Below are 17,452 nucleotides of genomic sequence, written 5' to 3'. Positions count from 1 at the left end.
GGGGGCCGCGGTCTACGTCCACTACGACGGCGCCTACCGGATCGACCGCCACCACCCGCCCTCCGGGTGGAAGGCCCTGGCCCGGCTGAAGGACAGCGTGCAGTTCGCGGTCTCCCCCGACGGGCGGAAGGTCGCCTACGTCAGCGGCTCCGCGCTGCGGGTGCGCGCGGACGGCAAGGTGCGGACCGTGGCCCGGGGCGTGCCGGGCGACGTGCCGTGTCTGACCCCCGCGTGGTCGCCCGACTCGCGGCGCGTCGCCTACGTCGACGGCTCGCGGGTGCGGGTGGTCGGCGCGGACGGGCGCGGCGACCGCGTGGTGGGCAGGACGGGCGGCCCGTGCCACCTGACGTGGTCGCCCGACGGCCGCTACCTCGCCGGATACGCCGGCACGACCCGGGGCGTCCACCGCCTCGATCTCACAACGGGGAAGTCGGTCAAGGTCAAGGGCGTCGGACTGGCCAACCACGTGCAGAGCCTGTCGCCGGGCGGCCGTTACGTCGTGGTCCACGCGCTGCGCCCCGATGACCCGGGCGGCGACGGCTCGTGGCCGGTGTGGTTCACGCCGACGGTGGTCGACACCGTCACCGGCCGGCGGGTGCCGATCCCGGTGCGGGGCGCCCGCGTGATCGGCGCCTTCTACCTCGCCGACGGCCGGCTGGTGGCGCGGCTGCACGGCAGGACCGCCAACCGCTGGGCCGTCCTCGACGCGAAGGGCCGCGTCAGCCAGTGGCTGACCGAACCGGCGTCCGCCAGGCGACGATCGCTGCTCCAGGTGCTCTGACCCCTGCCGGGGAATGATCCTTCTCGCTACCATCGGACACGTCGCCGCGCCTCACCCCAGGGGGTCGCGTGTCCGGTCAGCGCGGTTCGGTCCTTCTCTCGTACGCGATCTTCATCCTGGTCGGGGTCACCGGCGGGGTCTCCGGGGTGCTGCTGCCCGCGCAGATCGCCGACTACGGCGTCGACATGGCCACGATCGGCGTCATCTTCTTCACCTTCTCCGCCGGTTACCTGCTGGCCGGGTCCGGCTCCGGGGCGATGGTGCGGCGGTGGGGGACGCGGTCCGCGTTGCTGGCGGGCGGGGGCGCGTACGTGCTGTCGGCGCTGATCATGGGACTGCGGCCGTCGTTCGCGGGGTTCGTGGCGGTGCAGGTGCTGGCCGGGTACGGGATGGGGCTGCTGGAGGCGGTGCTCAACACCTACCTGGCCGGGCTGCCGTCGGCGACCGCGCTGCTCAACCGGCTGCACGCGTACTTCGGCGTGGGGGCGCTGCTCGGGCCGCTGCTGGCGACGTGGATGCTGACGTTCGCGCCGTGGAACGAGGTCTGGCTGGTGCTGGCGGCGGCGTTCGTGCCGCTCGCGGCGGGGACGCGGTTCGCGTACCCCCGCGAGGTGCGCGCGGCGGCGGACGGGCCGGCGCGCGGCGGGCTGCTGGGCACGGCGCTGCGCTCGCTCTCCGTGGTGCTGGCCTGCCTCTTCCTCGTCGTGTACGTGGGACTGGAGACGGCGGTCGGCAACTGGGGCTTCACGTTCCTCGTGGACGAGCACGCCCAGGCCGCCACGGCAGCCGGGGCCATGATGAGCGGCTACTGGCTGGGGCTGACCGCCGGGCGGTTCCTGATCAGCCCGGTCGCCGCGCGGCTCGGGTGGAGCACGACCGCGATGGCGTACGCGTGCCTCGCCGGGGTCGTGGCGTCGGTGGCGCTGATCTGGGCGGCGCCGGGCGGCGCGGTGGCGGGCGCGGGGCTCGCGCTGCTCGGGTTCTTCCTCGGGCCGGTGTTCCCGACCGCCATGGCGGTGGTGCCGCGCCTCACCGAGGCCAGGCTGGTGCCCACCGCCATCGGCGTCATGAACGGCATGTCGGTCTTCGGCGGCGGACTGCTTCCGTGGCTGGCGGGAGCCGTCGCCGGGAGCGCCGGCGTGTGGACCCTCATCCCCTTCTCGATGGCGCTGGCCCTGCTCCAGCTCGCGATCTGGCGTCTGCTCGCCGTCCGGATGCGCTGACGGCCCCCACGGGGAGTCGGCGGAGGCCGTCCGGGCAGGAGGCTCGTACCGAGATCGCAGGAGGAGCCATGTCAGAGCCCGACGAGCGCCCGCTGGCCGACCGGCGCGAACACCCGGAGGAACACCTCGACGAGGACATCGGCGAGGAGTTCGCCCCGTCGCCGACCGACCCGGCGTCCCTGCCGGAAGAGGAGGGACAGGAGGAGGTGTACGGGCAGGACGAGGGCTACGAGAAGCAGACCGAGACCTGATCGCGGGGCGCCCGCCGGTCAGCCCGGCCGGCGGGCCGCCTCCGGGCCGTGCAGCTCGTGGACCCGGCGCAGCATGTCCATCAGCTGCTCGTCCTCGCGGATCTTCGCCCGGTACTTCTCGGGCAGCCTGCGCAGCTCCTCCTCCTCGGCCTGGAGCTTACGGTAGAAGTACGCGCACTCCTCCGGCTCGCACTCCTCGTCCAGGAGCCTGGTGGCGTAGCGGCGGGCGGCGGAGGAGAGGTTCTGCGCCCGGCCCTTGGTGCTGGCCAGGGAGGCGATGACGGTGACCAGCAGCGCGGTGACGATCACGATCAGGGAGAGCCCGGTGGAGACCTCGACCACGGGGACGGGCTCGCCGTCGTTGATGAACGGCACGTTGTTCTCGTGCAGGGCGTGCAGGATCAGCTTCACGCCGATGAAGCCGAGGATCACGGCCAGCCCGTACGAGAGGTAGATGAGCCGGTCGAGCAGGCCGTCGATGAGGAAGTAGAGCTGCCGCAAACCCAGCAGGGAGAACGCGGTGGCCGTGAAGACCAGGTAGACGTGCTGGGTGAGGCCGAAGATGGCCGGGATGGAGTCGAGCGCGAAGAGCAGGTCGGTGCCGGCGATGGCGACCATGACCAGCAGCATCGGGGTGAGGACGCGCTTGCCGTCGACGACCGTGGTGAGCCTGTCGCCGTCGTAGTGCTCGGAGGTGGGCAGGAAGCGCCGGGTCAGCCGGACCACGAAGTTGTCGCCCTGGTGGCTCTTCTCGCTCTCCTGCCTCATGAGGTGTCCGGCGGTGAAGAGCAGGATCAGCCCGAAGACGTAGAAGACCCAGGCGAACATGTTGATCAGCGTCGCGCCCAGGAGGATGAACCCGCTCCTGGCCACCAGCGCGAACGTGATCCCGATGAGCAGCACCTTCTGCTGGTCGGCCCGGGGCACCCGGAAGCTGGCGATGATCACCAGGAAGACGAAGAGGTTGTCGACCGAGAGCGCCTTCTCGGTGACGTAACCGGCGAAGTACTCGGCGCCCATGGTGTGGCCGCCGAAGACCCACACGCCCAGGCCGAACAGCACGGCGATCCCCACGTACAGGGCCGACCAGACCGCGGCCTCCTTGAGCGTGGGGATGTGCGGCTTGCGTACATGGAAGAAGAAGTCGAAGAGCAGCAGGCCGGCGATCCCGATGATCGTCAACCACCACACCAGCGCCGGAACGTCCACGCGCGTCCTCTCCTCCAGGTCTCGGGACAGTGACCCTGTTACCCCGCGCCGCAGGGCTCACGCACTCCCGGAGTGATCGTCCGGATCAGGCGATGCAGAGCTCGTTGCCCTCGGGATCGGCGATCGTCACCCAGCGGGTGGGCCCCAGCCGTCCCTCGTGCAGCACCTTCGCGCCCTTGCCCACCAGTCGCTCCACCTCGGCGTCGATGCTCTCGGCCCCGGCCCTGACGTCGAGGTGCACCCGGTTCTTGGTCGTCTTCGGCTCGGGCACGAGCTGGAAGAGCACGCGCGGGGCGCGCCGCAGGCCGCCCGGGTGGCGGATCGCCGCGCCGTCCTTCCACACCAGGGCGCCGCGGTGGAAGGCGGTGTCGTCCTCGCCGGCGTCGCCCCGCTCGATGAGGCTGCGGATGAACGCCTCGTCCTGCCGTTCGACCTCCCAGCCCAGGGCGTCGGCCCACCAGTCGGCCAGGTTGTGCGGATCCTGTGAGTCGATGACCACCTGGATGTCGTACGCCATGGGCTGATCCTAATAAGGTCGGTTCATCATGACTTGGCTACGACGCTCCGGGATCGCGCGATGAACGAGCCATGGCAGGAAATCGGGGACCGGATCTACGTCCGTCGCCACGAGTCGTTCGACATGAACGTGGGCCTGGTGGTCGGCGACGACCACTGCCTGATCCTCGACACCCGCATGTCGCACCGCGAGGCCGCCGACCTGATCGGCGCCGTCCGGCGGATCACCGGCAACCCGTGGACGGTCGTCAACACGCACGCGCACTTCGACCACTACTTCGGCAACGCGCTGTTCCTCCCGGCGGAGATCTGGGGTCACGTCCGGTGCGCCGAGGAGATCGAGCTGCGTGGGGCCGACCACCTGGCCGGCGTGGTGGCGGCGCTCGGCGAGGAGCGGCGGGCGGAGGTGGAGGAGGTGGAGATCGTGCCTCCCGACCACGTCTTCAGCTCGGCCGCCACGCTCGACATCGGCGGCCGGGTCGTGCATCTGCGCCACTTCGGGCGCGGCCACACCTCCAACGACGTGGTGGCGCACGTGCCCGACGCGGGCGTGGTCTTCGCGGGCGACCTGGTGGAGGAGGGTGCGCCGCCGGCCTTCGGCGACGCGTACCCGCTCGACTGGCCCGACACCACGGCCCGGATGCTGCACGACATGCGCGAGCGGGTGTACGTCCCGGGTCACGGCGCGGTGGTGGGGCGTGACTTCGTGATCGGGCAGCACGAGGAGCTGTCGGTGGTGGCCGAGCTGGCCCGCCGCGCCCATGTGGAGGGGCTGCGGGACCTGATCCACAAGTTCCCGTACGGCGAGGACGTCGTCCGTACGGCGATCGGCCGGGCGTTCGCGCAACTCGACGGCGAGCTTCCCTGAGCTTCCCTGGCGAGGGGCGGCTTGCTATAGTGCAGATTGCACTACAAGGGAGGCGGGATGGCGCGACGGCACGACCTGGTGGGGCTCACCGTCCTCGCCCTGCTCTCCGTCCGCCCCAGCCACCCCTACGAGCTGCACCGCTTCATCATCGACACGCACAAGGACTACGTGACCGGCCTGCCGAGGAGCCTCTACCACGCGGTCGACAGGCTGGCCAGGGACGAGCTGATCATCCCGGCGGAGACCGAGCGCGAGGGCCGCAGGCCGGAGCGGACGGTCTACGAGATCACCGACGAGGGCAGACAGGAGCTGGCCGTCCGGATGCGCAGGCTGCTGGAGCAGCCCGAGCCCGACCGGCGCACTCTCGTCGCCGCCGTCTCGATGATCGGGGCGCTGCCCCCGGACGCCGCGCTCAAGGCGCTGCGCACCCGTACGGCCGCGCTCCTGGGCTTGATCGGCGGCATCGACGCGCACCTGGCCACCCTGGCCGAGAACGGGCTGCCGGAGATGCTCATGCTGGAGCTGGAGTGCGACCGCGCGCTCTACGCCGCCGAGCTCGACTGGGTGCGCACCGTCATCGGCCGCATCGAGCGGGGCGAGCTCGACTGGCCGGGCACGGTCGAACAGTCGCTGATGGAGCAGCAGCTCGACGAGTGAAAAAGCCGCCGGAGTGCGCCAACACCCCGGCGGCCGTCCATCCGAACACGGCGCCTGCCCTGTCCAGACTTCGCGGTTACCCAGGATAGGCGCCGCCGACCACGGGAGTGCGCCATGTCCGCAGAGATCCGCCAGTTGCTCGACCGCGTCTTCGAGACCTGGAACGCCGGTGACGCCGCCGCCTACGCGGCGCTGTTCACCGAGGACGCCGACTACATCACCTACTTCGGCTTCACCATGAAGGGCCGGCAGGCCATCGAGGACGGCCACCGTCAGCTGTTCACCATGCCGATCAAGCTGGAGCGCCGGGACGAGCCCGCCATCAGGATGCTCGGCGACGGGGTCGCGCTGGTCATCGCCACCGGAGGATCCACCGTCGACGGCGAGCCCGACCCCGACCGCGACTCCGTCCTCGGCTACACCGCCGTGCGGACCCCGGAAGGCTGGCGGTTCGCCTCCTTCCAGAACACGCGGGCCGGCCGGCCGTAAGGCGGGCGTCACCGGGGCCTTGACCGCAGCGCACTGACCGCCGCCGACTGGGTACGCGTCCGGGCGGCGGCGGTCAGGTGGCGGCACAGGTGTCGTGGGTGGCGTCGATGCCCTTCAGCGCCTCGTCGTCGGCGGGGTCCGGTGGCTTGAGCCCGCGCCAGTCGTCGCCCACGACCAGCACCAGCCGGGCGGTGCGGGCACGCGGCATCGCCCGCGGCGCGGCCTCACGCACGTCGCGGGCGAGCGTCGGCACCCGCGTCTCGCCGTCCGGGCCGTACAGGATCATTGATCTGCGGTACGGCTTGCGCCGGGTGTCGCCGACCCGGGCGACGTGGTAGCCGCGCTGCTCCAGCGCCGCCGCGACCTCGGTGCCGAGGCCGGGGCGGAAGGTGCCGTTGCGCAGCTCCAGCGCCACCTTCGAAGGGGGCACCCGGGTCCGGCCGTCGCGCACGTCGTGCAGCCGGCCGTCCCTGGCGACGAGGCGGAAGAGCCGGTCGGCCGCGGGCTGCTCCCACTCGACGCGGCCCGGCTGGGTCAGCGAGTAGCGCCACGGGGTGGTGATGAAGCGGATCCGCCCGGCGTCGAGGCCCCGCAGGCTCTCGGCCAGGTCCTTCATCGCGCCGATGGTGAAGTCGGGGTCGGTGGTGACGGCCCGCGTGCCGGCGTCGAGGAACCCGATCAGCCGGGCCGGGTCGCTGAGCGTGTCGCCGCTCATCACCTTCTTCAGCATGGAGGCGATGAACATCTGCTGCCGCTGGATCCGCCCGATGTCGGAGCCGTCGCCGAGTGAGTAGCGGGCGCGGACGTAGCCGAGCGCCTGCTCGCCGTCGAGCGTACGGCGGCCGGCGGGCAGGTGGAGCATGGCCTTGCTGTCGTCGATCCGCCGCGGCAGGCACACCTCGACGCCGCCGATGGCGTCGACCATGTTCTTGAACCCGGCGAAGTCGACCTTGACGAAGTGGTCGACGCGGATGCCGGTGAGCGACTCGACGGTCTTCCAGACGCAGGCGATGCCGCCGTTGTTGAACGATTCGTTGATCATCCCGATGTGCTGCTGCTGGCCGGGGTGGCCCTCCCGGGGGCGGCAGGCGGGGAGGCGGACCACGGAGTCGCGCGGGAAGCTGATCACGACGGCGCCGTCACGCCGGGACGACAGGTGGGCCAGCATGATGGTGTCGGTGCGCTCGCCGGAGATGCGGTGACCGTAGCGGGCGTTCTTGCCGTCGCGCTGGTCGGAGCCGACGATCAGCACGTTCATGGCGGCGGCCGCGACCTTGGGCGGGCGGGTGACGCCCAGCTCGCCGGACACGTCGATGTGGCGGACGTTGCCGGTGAGCCTGAGCACGACGCCCACCCCGGCCGCCGTCACCAGCAGCACGGCCGTCCCCGCCCCGACGGCCAGGCGCCGCAGCCAGCGGCGGCCCCGGGGCGGGGCGCTGGGTTTCGGGGGCGTGTCGACGAGCCCGCTGGTCACGAGACTCCCCTGGGAGACGGGGCCGCGGGCGACAGCCCTGGGCGCGTGGTGGGTCCTGCCGGTCGATAGTACTGAAAGGGACCGGCCTGAGGGTCCGTATCCGTCGACTATCGGTATACGGAGCGTGACGGCGCCGTGTGGGTCGAGCCGGGTCGCTCAGCTGTCGGGCATGCGGGCGGGCGGGCGGCCCGAGGGCGGCCACACGTACGCCAGGTCGTCCGGCTCCGCTCCGAAGATCGGCCGGTAGAACGCGGGGTCCTTGCGCAGCAGCGCGGAGCGGTGGCTGCGGTGCAGGGCCTCGTCGCCGAGCCAGGGCGGCAGTTCGTCCGCCTCGGCCAGCTCCCGCTGGGTCCTGGCCACGGGGCTGCCGCGGTGCTCGGCCAGCTCCTGCGTCAAGGTGCCGGCGCAGGTGTCGGCCCGGCCCATCGAGCACCACTGACGGCAGATCTCCAGGCCGTAGCGCACCAGCGCCTCCTCGAACCCGGCCCACATCTTCACCGCCGGGTGGTGCCGCCAGCCGTAGCCGGGCACCGTCAGCGCCCGCAGTATCTGCAGGGCCTCCACCCGCTGCTTGCCCAGCCGGAGCGGGTCCAGGACCGCCGCGGTGCGGGCGAAGTCCGGGTAGGGCAGGAAGGTCTGCATACCCCGTCCCCTGCCCCTGGCCAGGGGTTACACGCGCGCGGTGAGCCAGGGGCGGAGCACGGGCAGCGCGTTGGCCGGCTGCATGGCCTGGGCGTGGTCGAGCCCGTCGAGCACCGCCACGGTCCAGCCGAGCGCCTCCAGCTCGGCCCGGCGGCGGACGATCGGGCCGGCGATGTCGACGCGGGCGCCGCCCCAGCGCTCGTCGTACTCGATCAGGTCGGCCGATCCGGCGAAGCACAGCCGCGGGCAGGTGATCCGCCGCTGCGCGGCCAGGTCGTCGAAGTCCTGGAGCGCCTCGTACAGGGTGACGAACTGCCTGGCCTGGGCGTCGGACAGGTCGACCTCCACGGTCGACCAGTCGCCGGGGGTGGCCTCCTTGCTGGTCGCCGTGCCGGCCAGGCCGAGGGTGGCCATGGTCACGGCCAGCATTTCCCGGTACGGGCCGCCGACGGGCGGGAAGCCGCCCATGACGAGGGCGTCGAGCCGGTCGGTGCGCAGGGCGAGCTGCAGCCCGCTCAGCGCCAGCCACGAGTAGCCGTAGTAGGCGAACCTGGCGGCGCCCACCGCGTCGGCGACGGCCAGCAGGTCGGCGGCCACGTTGTCCGGGGTCAGCGTCGCGGGCTTGGGGTGCGCGAGCACGTGGCCCTCGTAGTCGAACGCGGCCACCCGGAACCGGTCGCCGAGCCCTTCCATGAGGGAGCGGCCCAGGGCGGGGTCGGCGCCCCAGGCGCGCATCGCCTCGGCCCGCTCCCCCTCGGCGGGGACGGGGTCGACGGGCAGCAGCACGGTGGGGCCCGTGCCGTGGACCTGGATCTCGATCGTGCTGCCGTCGTGCAGTCCGGCCTCGGGCATGACATCTCCATACGCCGTAAAGAGTTCTCGGGAAGAAGAGAATAGCTTATGGCGTAAGGAGATGTCCGCGGCGCCTCGTGGCTACGTCACGGTGGCGGTCTTGCGCCGGGGGGCGGGCTCGCGCGACGTCGCGGGCCGGTAGAGGATCGCCCGCGCCGCCACCAGCACGCACACGGTGCCCAGCAGCAGCCCCCACATGACGTCGGTGACGAAGTGCATGCCCCGGTACAGCCGTGAGGCCGCGACCGTCAGCGAGGCCGCCACGGCCACCACCCACAGCAGCGCCCGCAGCGCCGGATGTCGCACGCGGGTGCTCAGGACCAGCGCCATCCCGCAGTAGAACGCCACGGCGGCGCTCGTGTGCCCCGACGGGAAGCTGGACGTGGGCGGCGCCGGATCGAGGTGCTTCACGTCCGGCCGGTTCCGCTCGATGAGCACAGTCGTCGCCAGGAAGATCAGCGACTGGCTCCACACGGCCGCGATCAGGAACGCGGACTCCCGCCAGCGCCGGAACGCCAGCCGGAAGACGATCACCGCGATCGCGGTGAACGTCACGATGTACGGGGTGTCGGACAGGCTGCTGCCGAAGTCCGTGGCCGTGTTCCACCAGTCGGTGCGCTCCGCTGCCAGGCTCTTGTTGACGGCTCCTTCGCCCGTGGGAATGGACAGCACCAGCTCGCCCGCCCCGAAGGTCACGCCGGCCATCACCAGCAGCGGCAGGACCAGCGATAACGCGTAGTATCGGAAATCATTAGCGGTCACGTCCCGCTCTCACCGCCTCCGGTTCGACTCCATCCAAGGGCGGCGCGGAGCGCGCCCGCCCCTGCTGCCGCCGCCAGCTCTCGAACGCGGCCACCGTCGCCGCGAGCACGGCCACGCCGAGCATCACCCCGCCCAGCACGTCGCTCACCCAGTGCACGCCCAGCGCCACCCGCGTGTACGAGACGCTCCCGACAAGGAAGACGGCCACCGCCCACGCGGCGATCCGTCCCCAGACGGGCAGGTGAGCCAGGACGAGCAGCAGCACGATCCCGGCGCCGAGCGTCACGTTCAGCGCGTGGCCCGACGGGAACGACTGCCCAGGGGCGAGCGCCACCGGGTCGGGCAGGCTGGGCCGCGTCCGATCGACGATGATCTTCAACGCCCAGCCGAGCGCCCCGCCCACGACGATCGTGGTCACCGCCCACAGCGCCGCGCCCTCGCGCCGGCTGCGCCACAGCCAGACCGCCAGCACGAACACGACGATCCGCCACGGCCAGGGCCCGAACACGTCCGTCCACACGATGAGCAGGTCCGTCACGGCGGGGTTGGCCAGCGCGTAGGCGTGCAGGTCGTGCGCCACCCGCGAGTCCAACTGATTGAGCGGCAGCTTGGCCACCACGAGCAGCAGCATGAACGGGATCGTGACGACCACCACCGTGATCGACGCGATCGTCAGTCTGGCGGGCAGTCCGCGCTCGCGTTGGAGTCGCTCCGCCATCCACCGTCGCAGCCGCATGGGCCGGTGGCTACCCCCAGCGGTGACGCTCATGCGCCGGAATTCCGGCGCCCGGCGCGGACAGCGGATCGACGACCCGGCCGCGCTCCATCAGCAGGACGTCGTGCGCCCGCGCGGCGGCGGCGCGGTCGCGCGTCGTCATCACCACCGTCTGCCCGAGGTCCTCGACCAGCTCCCTGAGCAGGTCGAGGACGCGGCCGGACGGTCCCGCGGGCTCGTCGGCGAACACGACCGCCGGACGGGCCGCGAACGCCCGGACGACGGCGGCCAGCCGCTGCCCGTCCTCGGGCAGCTCAGCGGGGCGGTCGTGGAGCCGGTCGGCCAGTCCCGCCCGGCCGGCCAGCTCCCGCAGCCAGCTCCGGTCGGGCCGGACCAGGGCCAGGCGGAGCGGCAGGGTGAGGTTCTGTTCGATGGTCAGGGACGGCAGCAGGTTGTGGGACGGGAAGACCAGGCCGACGTGGGCGCGCCGCCACTGGTCGCGCTCGCTCTCGCCGAGCGCGGTGACGTGCACGCCGGCGACGGTGACGTCGCCGGAGGTGGGCAGGTCCAGGCCGGACGCGCAGTGCAGCAGGGTGCTCTTGCCGGAGCCGGCCGGGCCCAGCACGGCGGTGAAGCGCCCGGCGGGGACGGTCGCCGACACGTCGTCGAGCGCGACCGTCCCGCCGTGGATCTTGGTGACGTGCTCCAGCGTCACGGCACCGGTCACAAGCGGCGACGGTTGCGGTGGTCGACGATGAGCCCGGCGCCGCACGCCAGCGCGACGAGGCCGGTGACGACGCCGACGAGCACGCCCCACCCGCCGATGGTGTTGGCGGCGAGATTGGCCGCGAGGCAGATGATGAACACCGTCCACAGGGCCATCCGCGGGGTGCTGGTCTTCTCGGAGTCGGAAGGACGGTCGGTCGTGATGGTGTACGGATCAGTCATGCCGCAAACGTTAAGAAGTGCGCAGATCAAGAAAAATCCCACTCACTGCCGTCTCGTCGGTACAGCAGGCTGGAATGACGTTCGCCCCGGCAATCCGTAGATTGGCCGGTGATGATGAGAAACGCCGTCGAGGCGCTCGACCGTCTCGCGGGCGGTCTCGGCACCGCCGTCCTCGCCCTCGCCATCATGGCCTGCTGGCTGATCGCGGGTACGGCCGCGCTGTTCTGGGTCGGCCTGCCCCTGCTGCCGGCCGTCCTGTCGATGACCAGAGCGGTGGCGGACATGGAACGGAGCAGGCTGAGCCGGTGGGGCGAGCCGGTGCTGTCCCCGTACCAGACCGCCATCGAGCACCTGAGCTGGCAGGAGGCGCTGCGCGCCGCCCGGCGCGACCCGGCCACCTGGCGCGACCTGCGCTGGCTGGGCCTGCACGCCACGTCCGGCCTCGGGCTGGGGCTGCTCGGCATCGCCTTCCCGATCATGGCGGTGCGGGACCTCACGTTCCCCCTGTGGTACGGGATGCTGCCGGAGACCGAGACCACCAGCACCCTGTACCTGCCGATCGACTCCTGGACCGGCGTCGCCGGCACGGCCCTGATCGGCCTCGCCTGGCCCCTGCTCGCCCTCACCATCGGCCCCGGCATGGCCACCCTCCAGGCGCTCCCCGGACGGCGCCTGCTGGCGCCCCACCCGTCGGTCGACCTGTCGCACCGCATCGCCGAGCTCACCGCCACCCGCGCGGGCGCTCTCCAGGCGCACGCCGCCGAGCTGCGCCGCATCGAGCGCTCGCTGCACGACGGCGCGCAGAACCGGTTGGTCGCCGTGGTCGTGCTGGTCGCCGCCGCGAGACGGGCGCTGGACCGCGACCCCGCGACGGCCGGCCCGGCGCTGGACCGGGCCCAGGACGCCGCCGAGACCGCGCTCAGCGAACTGCGCGGGGTCGTGCGGGGCATCCTGCCGCCGATCCTCCAGGACCGGGGCCTGGCGGGCGCGCTCACCGCGCTGGCCTCCGACTGCCCGGTGCCGTGCAAGGTGTCGGTGGGGGAGCTGGGGGTGCTGCCGCTGTCGGTGGAGACCACCGCGTACTTCACCGTCGCCGAGGCGCTCACCAACGTCGCCAAGCACAGCGGCGCCGCCCACGCCCGGGTGGCGCTGCGCCGGCGCGGCAGGACGCTGCGCGTCGAGATAGAGGACGACGGGCGCGGCGGCGCGGCCGAGCGGGACGGGTCCGGCCTGACGGGCATCCGCCGCCGCGTCGCGGCCCACGACGGCGTCCTCACCCTGACCAGCCCGGACGGCGGGCCGACCAGAATCGAAGTGGAGTTGGCGTGCGTGTCGTGATCGCGGAGGACGACGCCCTGTTGCGCGAGGGGCTGGCGCTGCTGCTGAGCGGTGAGGGGTTTGAGGTGGCGGCGGCCGTGCCGGACCCGGACGCGTTCATGAAGGCGGTGGCGGAGCATCAGCCGGACGTCGCCGTGGTGGACGTCCGCATGCCGCCCACCCACACGGACGAGGGCATCAGAGCGGCGGTCGAGGCCAGGCGGCTGCATCCGAAGCTGGCGGTGCTGGTGCTGTCGGCGTACGTGGAGCAGGCGTTCGCCACCGAGCTGCTGGCCGGCGGCGCGAACGGGATCGGCTACCTGCTGAAGGAGCGGGTGGGCAGGGTCGGCGAGTTCATGAGCGCGCTGGAGCGGGTCGCGGCGGGCGGCACCGCCATCGACCCGGAGGTGGTGGGCCAGCTCTTCACCCGCCGCGACGGGCCGCTGGACCGGCTCACCAGCAGGGAGCTGGAGGTGCTGGCGGCCATGGCCGAGGGCCTGGGCAACGCCGCCATCGCCGAACGGCTGGTGGTCACCGAAGGCGCCGTGCACAAGCACATCCGCAGCATCTTCGCCAAGCTCGACCTGTCCCCGGCCGACCGCGTCGACCGCCGCGTCGCCGCCGTCCTCCACTACCTGGACGCCTGACCCACCCCGCCCCGGCAACCTCGCGACAACCCCGAAACAACCTCACGGCAACCTCGCGGCAACCTCGCGACAACCTCGCGACAACCTCACGGCAACCTCTCGCGGTCCGGGAGGCGGGGCGGCGGGGTGTGATAATCCGTTCGTGGCGGGGTGGTCGAGGCGGGCGGTGCTGCGGCTGGGAGTGGTGGCCGCGGCCGTTCCCGAGGCCGGGGCCGGGCCGGTCGCGCGGAGACCGTACGATCCGGGCGCGTTCGCGGCGGTGCGGCGGCGGTGGCGGGAGGTCACGGTCGATCCGGCGCACCCGGTGCGCGCGGCCCGGCGGCACCTGGCTGCGATGGCGCCCACCGATGGTCACCTCTGGCCGGATCTGCCGTACCCGTCCTTGAGCGAGACCCCCGGGCGGCTGCTCGCGATGGCGCGGGCGTACGTCGTGAGCGGCGACGCGGGGCTGCGCGCCGGCGTGGCGTCCGGCGTCGACCACTTCCGGCGGCACGTGTACGCGGCCGGCGCGGAGCCGGTGGGCAACTGGTGGCACTGGGAGATCGGCGCGCCGGCGAGACTGCTGGACGCCGCCGTCCTCGTCGGCCTGTCGGGGCGGCCGGCGACGGCGTTGGGTGAGGCCGTCGACCACTTCGTCCCGCCGGGCCGGCTACGCGACTACAGCGGCACCAGCACCGCCGCGAACCGGGTGGACCTGTGCCTGGTGACGCTGCTGCGCGCGGTGCTCGGCGGGGACGCGGCGCGGGCGGACCTGGCCGTGCGTTCGCTGACGCCGGTCTTCCGGTACGTCACGGAAGGCGATGGCTTCTACCGGGACGGCTCGTTCCTCCAGCACGGCACCGTGCCCTACCAGGGTGGGTACGGTCTGGTGCTGCTGGAAGGGCTGGCCACGCTCTTCGCGGTGCTGCGCGGCACCCCGTGGCAGGTCACCGACCCGAACCGGCAGGTGGTCTACGACAGTGTGGAGCGGTCGTTCGCCCCGTTCGTGCATGCCGGTCACGTCATGGACCTGGTCAGCGGCCGGGGGATCGGCAGGAGCGCGGCGGGAGGCGAGGTCAGGGCCCGCCGGCTGGCCCGCGCGGTGCGGCGCCTGGCCGTCACCGCCACGCCGGAGGAGCGCCGCCGCTGGCGGCCCCTGATGGAGGGGCGCGGCGCGCAGCCGCCGGGGCACCGGCTGTTCCCGATGAGCGCCCGCGCGGTGCACCGCGCGCCGGGCTGGTGCGCGGCGCTCAGCATGTCCTCCGACCGGATCGCCCACTACGAGCACGGCAACGGCGAGAACCTGCGCGGCTGGCACACCGGCTCCGGGATGCTCTACTGGTGGGGCGAGGGCCATGCCGCCCACTACGCCGACGGGTTCTGGGCCACCGTGGACCCCTACCGGCTGCCCGGCACGACGGTCTCCACCCGGCGGCTGCCGGACGGCGCGGGCGAGGCGTGGGGCGGCGCGTGCCCGCCGTTCCGCTGGGTGGGCGGCGCCACCGACGGCCGTTACGCGACGGTCGGCCACCATCTGCGCGGGCTGGAGTCCACGGTGGAGGCGTTCAAGTCGTGGTTCTTCCTCGACGACGCGGTGGTCTGCCTGGGCGCGGGCATCTCCGGTGGGGACGGCGCGCCGGTGGAGACGATCGTGGACAACCGGCGCAGCGCCGCGCTGCTCACCGTGCACGACGAGGACGGCTGGGCGCACCTGGCGGGCCACGGCGGCTACGTCGTGCGCGACGGCGGTGGGCTGCACCGCCTGCGGGAGCACCGGGCGGGCGGCGGGGCGGCACGCCCGTACGTCACGCTCTGGCTCGATCACGGCCTGGACCCGGACGCCGCCCGCTACGCCTACCTGCTGCTGCCGAACGCCACGCTGGAGGCGACCAGGGCGCGCGCCGCCGACCCGGGGTGGGCGCGGACGCTCGCCAACACGGCTTCCCAGCAGGGCGTGCACGTCCCGTCGGCGGGGGTGACGGCGGTCAACTTCTGGCAGCCGGGCTCGGCCGGCCCGTTGTCGGCGTCCGGCCCCTGCGCGGTGCTCGTCACCGAGCGCGGCGACGGCTCGGCCACGGTCACCGTGTCGGACCCGCGCCGCGACCTGACCGGGCTGACCGTCACCTGGGACCGTCCGGTGCCGGAGGTCACGGGACGCCCGCCGGCCCTGCTCTCGGCCGGGACCGGGCGGCGGCTGACGCTCACCTTCGCGGCCGTGCCGGACTCCGCGACGGTCACCGTCCGGACGGGCGACGTCCGGTGACGACGTGGGAGGGTGTGATCGAGTTACCTGAGCCGCACAGGCATCCGGGGCGATCGTGTTGATAGGTTGTCCGCTGGTGAGCCGGGAAGTCTGGTCGGCAGGTCCTCATCCGTACGAGCAGAAGGATGTGCCCCCATGCGCGCCAGAGACCTTGTCGCCGACTATCCCGTGGTCACTTTGGAGACGCCGATCCTCGACGCGGCCCGGCTGATGGCCGAGCAGGATCTGCCCGGCCTGATCGTCCAGGGTGACGAGACGTTCACCATCTTGTCGGGCACCGAGGCGCTGCGGCTGGCCGTGCCCCGCTACATCGCGGACGATCCGGCGCTGGCGCGGGTGGTGGACGAGGCGCACGCCGACACGTTCATGGAGGCGCTGGGCGGTCGTACGGTCCGTGAGGCGCTGCCGCGTGACCGGCGCGAGCTGCCGGTCACCGACCCCGACGCGACCGTGCTGGAGATGTCGGCGCTGATGGCCCGCACCCGCACCCCGCTGGTCGCGATCGTCGAGGACGGGCGCCTGCTGGGCGCGGTCACGCTGGAGCGGCTGCTCGACAGGATGCTCGGCACATGACCCTGGTCGCCTGGGCGAGCGTGGCGGTGTTCCTCGCCGCCTATGCGCTGATCGCCACCGAGAAGGTGCCGCGGGTGGCGGCGGCGCTCGGCGGGGCCGGGATCATGCTGCTGATCCACGCCACGGACGCCCGGGCGGCGTTCTTCTCCGAGCATTCCGGGATCGACTGGAACGTCATCTTCCTGCTGCTCGGCATGATGATCATCGTCGGGGTGCTGAAACATACCGGCCTGTTCGAGTACCTGGCCATCTGGGCGGCCAAACGCGCCCAGGGACGGCCCTTCCGGCTGATGGTCCTGCTGGTGCTGATCACCGCGGGGGCCTCCGCGCTGCTGGACAACGTGACCACGGTGCTGCTGATCGCGCCGGTGACGTTCCTGGTGTGCGAGCGGCTGGCCGTGTCGCCGATTCCCTTCCTGATCGCGGAGGCGCTGGCCTCCAACATCGGCGGCGCCTCGACGCTGGTGGGCGATCCGCCCAACATCATCATCGCCAGCCGGGGCGGGCTGAGCTTCAACGACTTCCTCGTGCACATGGCGCCGATGGTGGTCGTGCTGATGGTGGTGTTCGTGGGCCTGTGCTGGCTGATGTGGGGGCGGTCGTTCCGGTACGACCCCGCCCGGGCGGCCGAGGTCATGGCGCTGAACGAGAAGGAGGCGATCGCCGACCGGCGGCTGCTGTGGCAGTCGCTGGCCGTGCTGGCGCTCGTGCTGACGGCCTTCGTGCTGCACCCGGTGCTCCACTACTCGCCGTCGGTGGTCGCGCTGCTGGGCGCGGGGGTGCTGGTGGCGGCCACCAGGGTGACCGCGGAGGAGTCGCTGGCCGAGGTGGAGTGGCCGACGCTGGTGTTCTTCGCCGGGCTGTTCGTCATGGTCGGCGCGCTCGTCCACACCGGGGTCATCGAGCAGATCTCCTCGGCCGCGGTCGAGGCCACGACGGGCCGGCTCGACGTGGCGACGATGGGGTTGCTGGGCGGTTCGGCGGTGCTCTCGGCGATCGTGGACAACATCCCGTACGTGGCCACGATGAGTCCGATCGTAGACGAGCTCGTCGCGGCGAACGGCGGCGAGTCGGCGCAGGTGCTGTGGTGGGCGCTGGCGTTCGGCGCCGACCTGGGCGGCAACGCCACGGCGGTGGGCGCGGCGGCGAACGTGGTGGTGCTGGGCATCGCGGCGCGCAACGGCACGCCGATCAGCTTCTGGGAGTTCACCAAGTACGGGTTGATCGTCACGGTGGTCACCGTGACCCTGGTGGCGCCGTATCTGTGGTTCCGATACCTCTGACAA

Annotated in this window: 20 protein-coding genes; 11 read left to right on the top strand and 9 right to left on the bottom strand. The window is 72.4% G+C overall.

The genetic code is table 11. The features are described from left to right. The 3 genes from OUY22_RS02145 to OUY22_RS02135 all read left to right on the top strand — a co-directional run. Nucleotides 1-781, top strand: a 781-nt coding sequence (locus tag OUY22_RS02145) for a TolB family protein (protein ID WP_408638094.1), incomplete at its 5' end; no start/stop codon positions are given. A 68-nt stretch (nucleotides 782-849) separates the two neighbouring features. Then, nucleotides 850-2,004, top strand: a complete 1,155-nt coding sequence (locus OUY22_RS02140) for an MFS transporter (protein ID WP_270152981.1) — start codon at nucleotides 850-852, stop codon at nucleotides 2,002-2,004. A 68-nt stretch (nucleotides 2,005-2,072) separates the two neighbouring features. Beyond that, complete coding sequence (locus tag OUY22_RS02135) at nucleotides 2,073-2,255, top strand: hypothetical protein (RefSeq protein ID WP_270152980.1); 183 nt, start codon at nucleotides 2,073-2,075, stop codon at nucleotides 2,253-2,255. Nucleotides 2,256-2,273: 18 nt separating this feature from the next. Here OUY22_RS02135 and OUY22_RS02130 read toward each other — a convergent pair whose 3' ends face one another. Both OUY22_RS02130 and OUY22_RS02125 read right to left on the bottom strand, forming a co-directional pair. Then, nucleotides 2,274-3,464 (bottom strand): TerC family protein, encoded by a 1,191-nt coding sequence (locus OUY22_RS02130; RefSeq protein ID WP_270152979.1) that lies wholly within the window; start codon nucleotides 3,462-3,464, stop codon nucleotides 2,274-2,276. An 85-nt stretch (nucleotides 3,465-3,549) separates the two neighbouring features. Beyond that, nucleotides 3,550-3,981, bottom strand: coding sequence for a VOC family protein (locus tag OUY22_RS02125; RefSeq protein ID WP_270152978.1), 432 nt, complete (start codon nucleotides 3,979-3,981; stop codon nucleotides 3,550-3,552). A 60-nt stretch (nucleotides 3,982-4,041) separates the two neighbouring features. On the opposite strand from OUY22_RS02125, the gene OUY22_RS02120 reads away from it, so the two are divergent. The 3 genes from OUY22_RS02120 to OUY22_RS02110 all read left to right on the top strand — a co-directional run bounded on the left by OUY22_RS02120 (nucleotide 4,042) and on the right by OUY22_RS02110 (nucleotide 5,994). After that, entirely contained in the window at nucleotides 4,042-4,848 is an 807-nt protein-coding gene (locus OUY22_RS02120; RefSeq protein WP_270152977.1) for an MBL fold metallo-hydrolase, read from the top strand. A 57-nt stretch (nucleotides 4,849-4,905) separates the two neighbouring features. Next, nucleotides 4,906-5,505: a PadR family transcriptional regulator gene (locus OUY22_RS02115; RefSeq protein ID WP_270152976.1), complete on the top strand. Its 600-nt coding sequence runs from the start codon at nucleotides 4,906-4,908 to the stop codon at nucleotides 5,503-5,505. 114 nt (nucleotides 5,506-5,619) lie between these two features. Beyond that, nucleotides 5,620-5,994 (top strand): SgcJ/EcaC family oxidoreductase, encoded by a 375-nt coding sequence (locus tag OUY22_RS02110; protein ID WP_270152975.1) that lies wholly within the window; start codon nucleotides 5,620-5,622, stop codon nucleotides 5,992-5,994. A 73-nt stretch (nucleotides 5,995-6,067) separates the two neighbouring features. Here the strand turns inward: OUY22_RS02110 and OUY22_RS02105 are convergent, their stop codons facing one another. The 7 genes from OUY22_RS02105 to OUY22_RS02075 form a co-directional block, all read right to left on the bottom strand. Beyond that, a complete protein-coding gene (locus OUY22_RS02105) occupies nucleotides 6,068-7,468 on the bottom strand; it encodes an LCP family protein (protein ID WP_270152974.1) in 1,401 nt (466 codons plus the stop codon). Nucleotides 7,469-7,624: 156 nt separating this feature from the next. Next, the gene (locus tag OUY22_RS02100; protein WP_270152973.1) at nucleotides 7,625-8,110 is read right to left on the bottom strand and encodes an MSMEG_6728 family protein; all 486 of its coding nucleotides are present in this window, start codon (nucleotides 8,108-8,110) and stop codon (nucleotides 7,625-7,627) included. A gap of 27 nt (nucleotides 8,111-8,137) precedes the next feature. Then, the gene (locus OUY22_RS02095) at nucleotides 8,138-8,962 is read right to left on the bottom strand and encodes an alpha/beta fold hydrolase (protein ID WP_270152972.1); all 825 of its coding nucleotides are present in this window, start codon (nucleotides 8,960-8,962) and stop codon (nucleotides 8,138-8,140) included. An 81-nt stretch (nucleotides 8,963-9,043) separates the two neighbouring features. Then, complete coding sequence (locus tag OUY22_RS02090) at nucleotides 9,044-9,724, bottom strand: phosphatase PAP2 family protein (RefSeq protein WP_270152971.1); 681 nt, start codon at nucleotides 9,722-9,724, stop codon at nucleotides 9,044-9,046. Further along, nucleotides 9,714-10,460, bottom strand: a complete 747-nt coding sequence (locus OUY22_RS02085) for a phosphatase PAP2 family protein (protein ID WP_270152970.1) — start codon at nucleotides 10,458-10,460, stop codon at nucleotides 9,714-9,716. Before OUY22_RS02085 ends, OUY22_RS02090 begins: the two co-directional genes overlap by 11 nt. A 10-nt stretch (nucleotides 10,461-10,470) precedes the next feature. Further along, nucleotides 10,471-11,166: an ABC transporter ATP-binding protein gene (locus OUY22_RS02080; RefSeq protein ID WP_270152969.1), complete on the bottom strand. Its 696-nt coding sequence runs from the start codon at nucleotides 11,164-11,166 to the stop codon at nucleotides 10,471-10,473. Continuing rightward, nucleotides 11,163-11,387, bottom strand: a complete 225-nt coding sequence (locus OUY22_RS02075) for a hypothetical protein (protein ID WP_270152968.1) — start codon at nucleotides 11,385-11,387, stop codon at nucleotides 11,163-11,165. Before OUY22_RS02075 ends, OUY22_RS02080 begins: the two co-directional genes overlap by 4 nt. A gap of 111 nt (nucleotides 11,388-11,498) precedes the next feature. Here OUY22_RS02075 and OUY22_RS02070 point away from each other — a divergent pair, with 111 nt between their 5' ends. The 5 genes from OUY22_RS02070 to OUY22_RS02050 all read left to right on the top strand — a co-directional run bounded on the left by OUY22_RS02070 (nucleotide 11,499) and on the right by OUY22_RS02050 (nucleotide 17,449). Next, nucleotides 11,499-12,725 (top strand): sensor histidine kinase, encoded by a 1,227-nt coding sequence (locus OUY22_RS02070; protein WP_270152967.1) that lies wholly within the window; start codon nucleotides 11,499-11,501, stop codon nucleotides 12,723-12,725. Further along, nucleotides 12,713-13,351 (top strand): response regulator, encoded by a 639-nt coding sequence (locus tag OUY22_RS02065; protein WP_270152966.1) that lies wholly within the window; start codon nucleotides 12,713-12,715, stop codon nucleotides 13,349-13,351. The genes OUY22_RS02070 and OUY22_RS02065 overlap by 13 nt, the downstream gene beginning before the upstream one ends. A 142-nt stretch (nucleotides 13,352-13,493) precedes the next feature. Further along, entirely contained in the window at nucleotides 13,494-15,593 is a 2,100-nt protein-coding gene (locus OUY22_RS02060; RefSeq protein WP_270152965.1) for a polysaccharide lyase 8 family protein, read from the top strand. Nucleotides 15,594-15,728: 135 nt separating this feature from the next. Next, nucleotides 15,729-16,166: a CBS domain-containing protein gene (locus OUY22_RS02055; protein ID WP_270152964.1), complete on the top strand. Its 438-nt coding sequence runs from the start codon at nucleotides 15,729-15,731 to the stop codon at nucleotides 16,164-16,166. After that, complete coding sequence (locus OUY22_RS02050) at nucleotides 16,163-17,449, top strand: ArsB/NhaD family transporter (RefSeq protein ID WP_270152963.1); 1,287 nt, start codon at nucleotides 16,163-16,165, stop codon at nucleotides 17,447-17,449. Before OUY22_RS02055 ends, OUY22_RS02050 begins: the two co-directional genes overlap by 4 nt. The last annotated feature ends 3 nt before the right edge of the window (nucleotides 17,450-17,452 follow it).

This window comes from Nonomuraea corallina (assembly GCF_027620315.1).
In the GTDB taxonomy this organism is placed as follows: Bacteria; Actinomycetota; Actinomycetes; order Streptosporangiales; family Streptosporangiaceae; genus Nonomuraea; species Nonomuraea corallina.
The sequence above is the reverse complement of the archived record's forward strand: the minus strand, read 5'-3'. Positions and strand labels throughout refer to the sequence as shown.

Coding starts and splice junctions, on each gene's coding strand:
- OUY22_RS02055 (WP_270152964.1), top strand. CDS start 15,729: ATGCGCGCCAGAGACCTTGTCGCCGACTATCCCGTGGTCACTTTGGAG.
- OUY22_RS02085 (WP_270152970.1), bottom strand. CDS start 10,460: ATGCGGCTGCGACGGTGGATGGCGGAGCGACTCCAACGCGAGCGCGGA.
- OUY22_RS02115 (WP_270152976.1), top strand. CDS start 4,906: ATGGCGCGACGGCACGACCTGGTGGGGCTCACCGTCCTCGCCCTGCTC.
- OUY22_RS02095 (WP_270152972.1), bottom strand. CDS start 8,962: ATGCCCGAGGCCGGACTGCACGACGGCAGCACGATCGAGATCCAGGTC.
- OUY22_RS02075 (WP_270152968.1), bottom strand. CDS start 11,387: ATGACTGATCCGTACACCATCACGACCGACCGTCCTTCCGACTCCGAG.
- OUY22_RS02110 (WP_270152975.1), top strand. CDS start 5,620: ATGTCCGCAGAGATCCGCCAGTTGCTCGACCGCGTCTTCGAGACCTGG.
- OUY22_RS02125 (WP_270152978.1), bottom strand. CDS start 3,981: ATGGCGTACGACATCCAGGTGGTCATCGACTCACAGGATCCGCACAAC.
- OUY22_RS02070 (WP_270152967.1), top strand. CDS start 11,499: ATGATGAGAAACGCCGTCGAGGCGCTCGACCGTCTCGCGGGCGGTCTC.
- OUY22_RS02050 (WP_270152963.1), top strand. CDS start 16,163: ATGACCCTGGTCGCCTGGGCGAGCGTGGCGGTGTTCCTCGCCGCCTAT.
- OUY22_RS02120 (WP_270152977.1), top strand. CDS start 4,042: ATGAACGAGCCATGGCAGGAAATCGGGGACCGGATCTACGTCCGTCGC.
- OUY22_RS02135 (WP_270152980.1), top strand. CDS start 2,073: ATGTCAGAGCCCGACGAGCGCCCGCTGGCCGACCGGCGCGAACACCCG.
- OUY22_RS02100 (WP_270152973.1), bottom strand. CDS start 8,110: ATGCAGACCTTCCTGCCCTACCCGGACTTCGCCCGCACCGCGGCGGTC.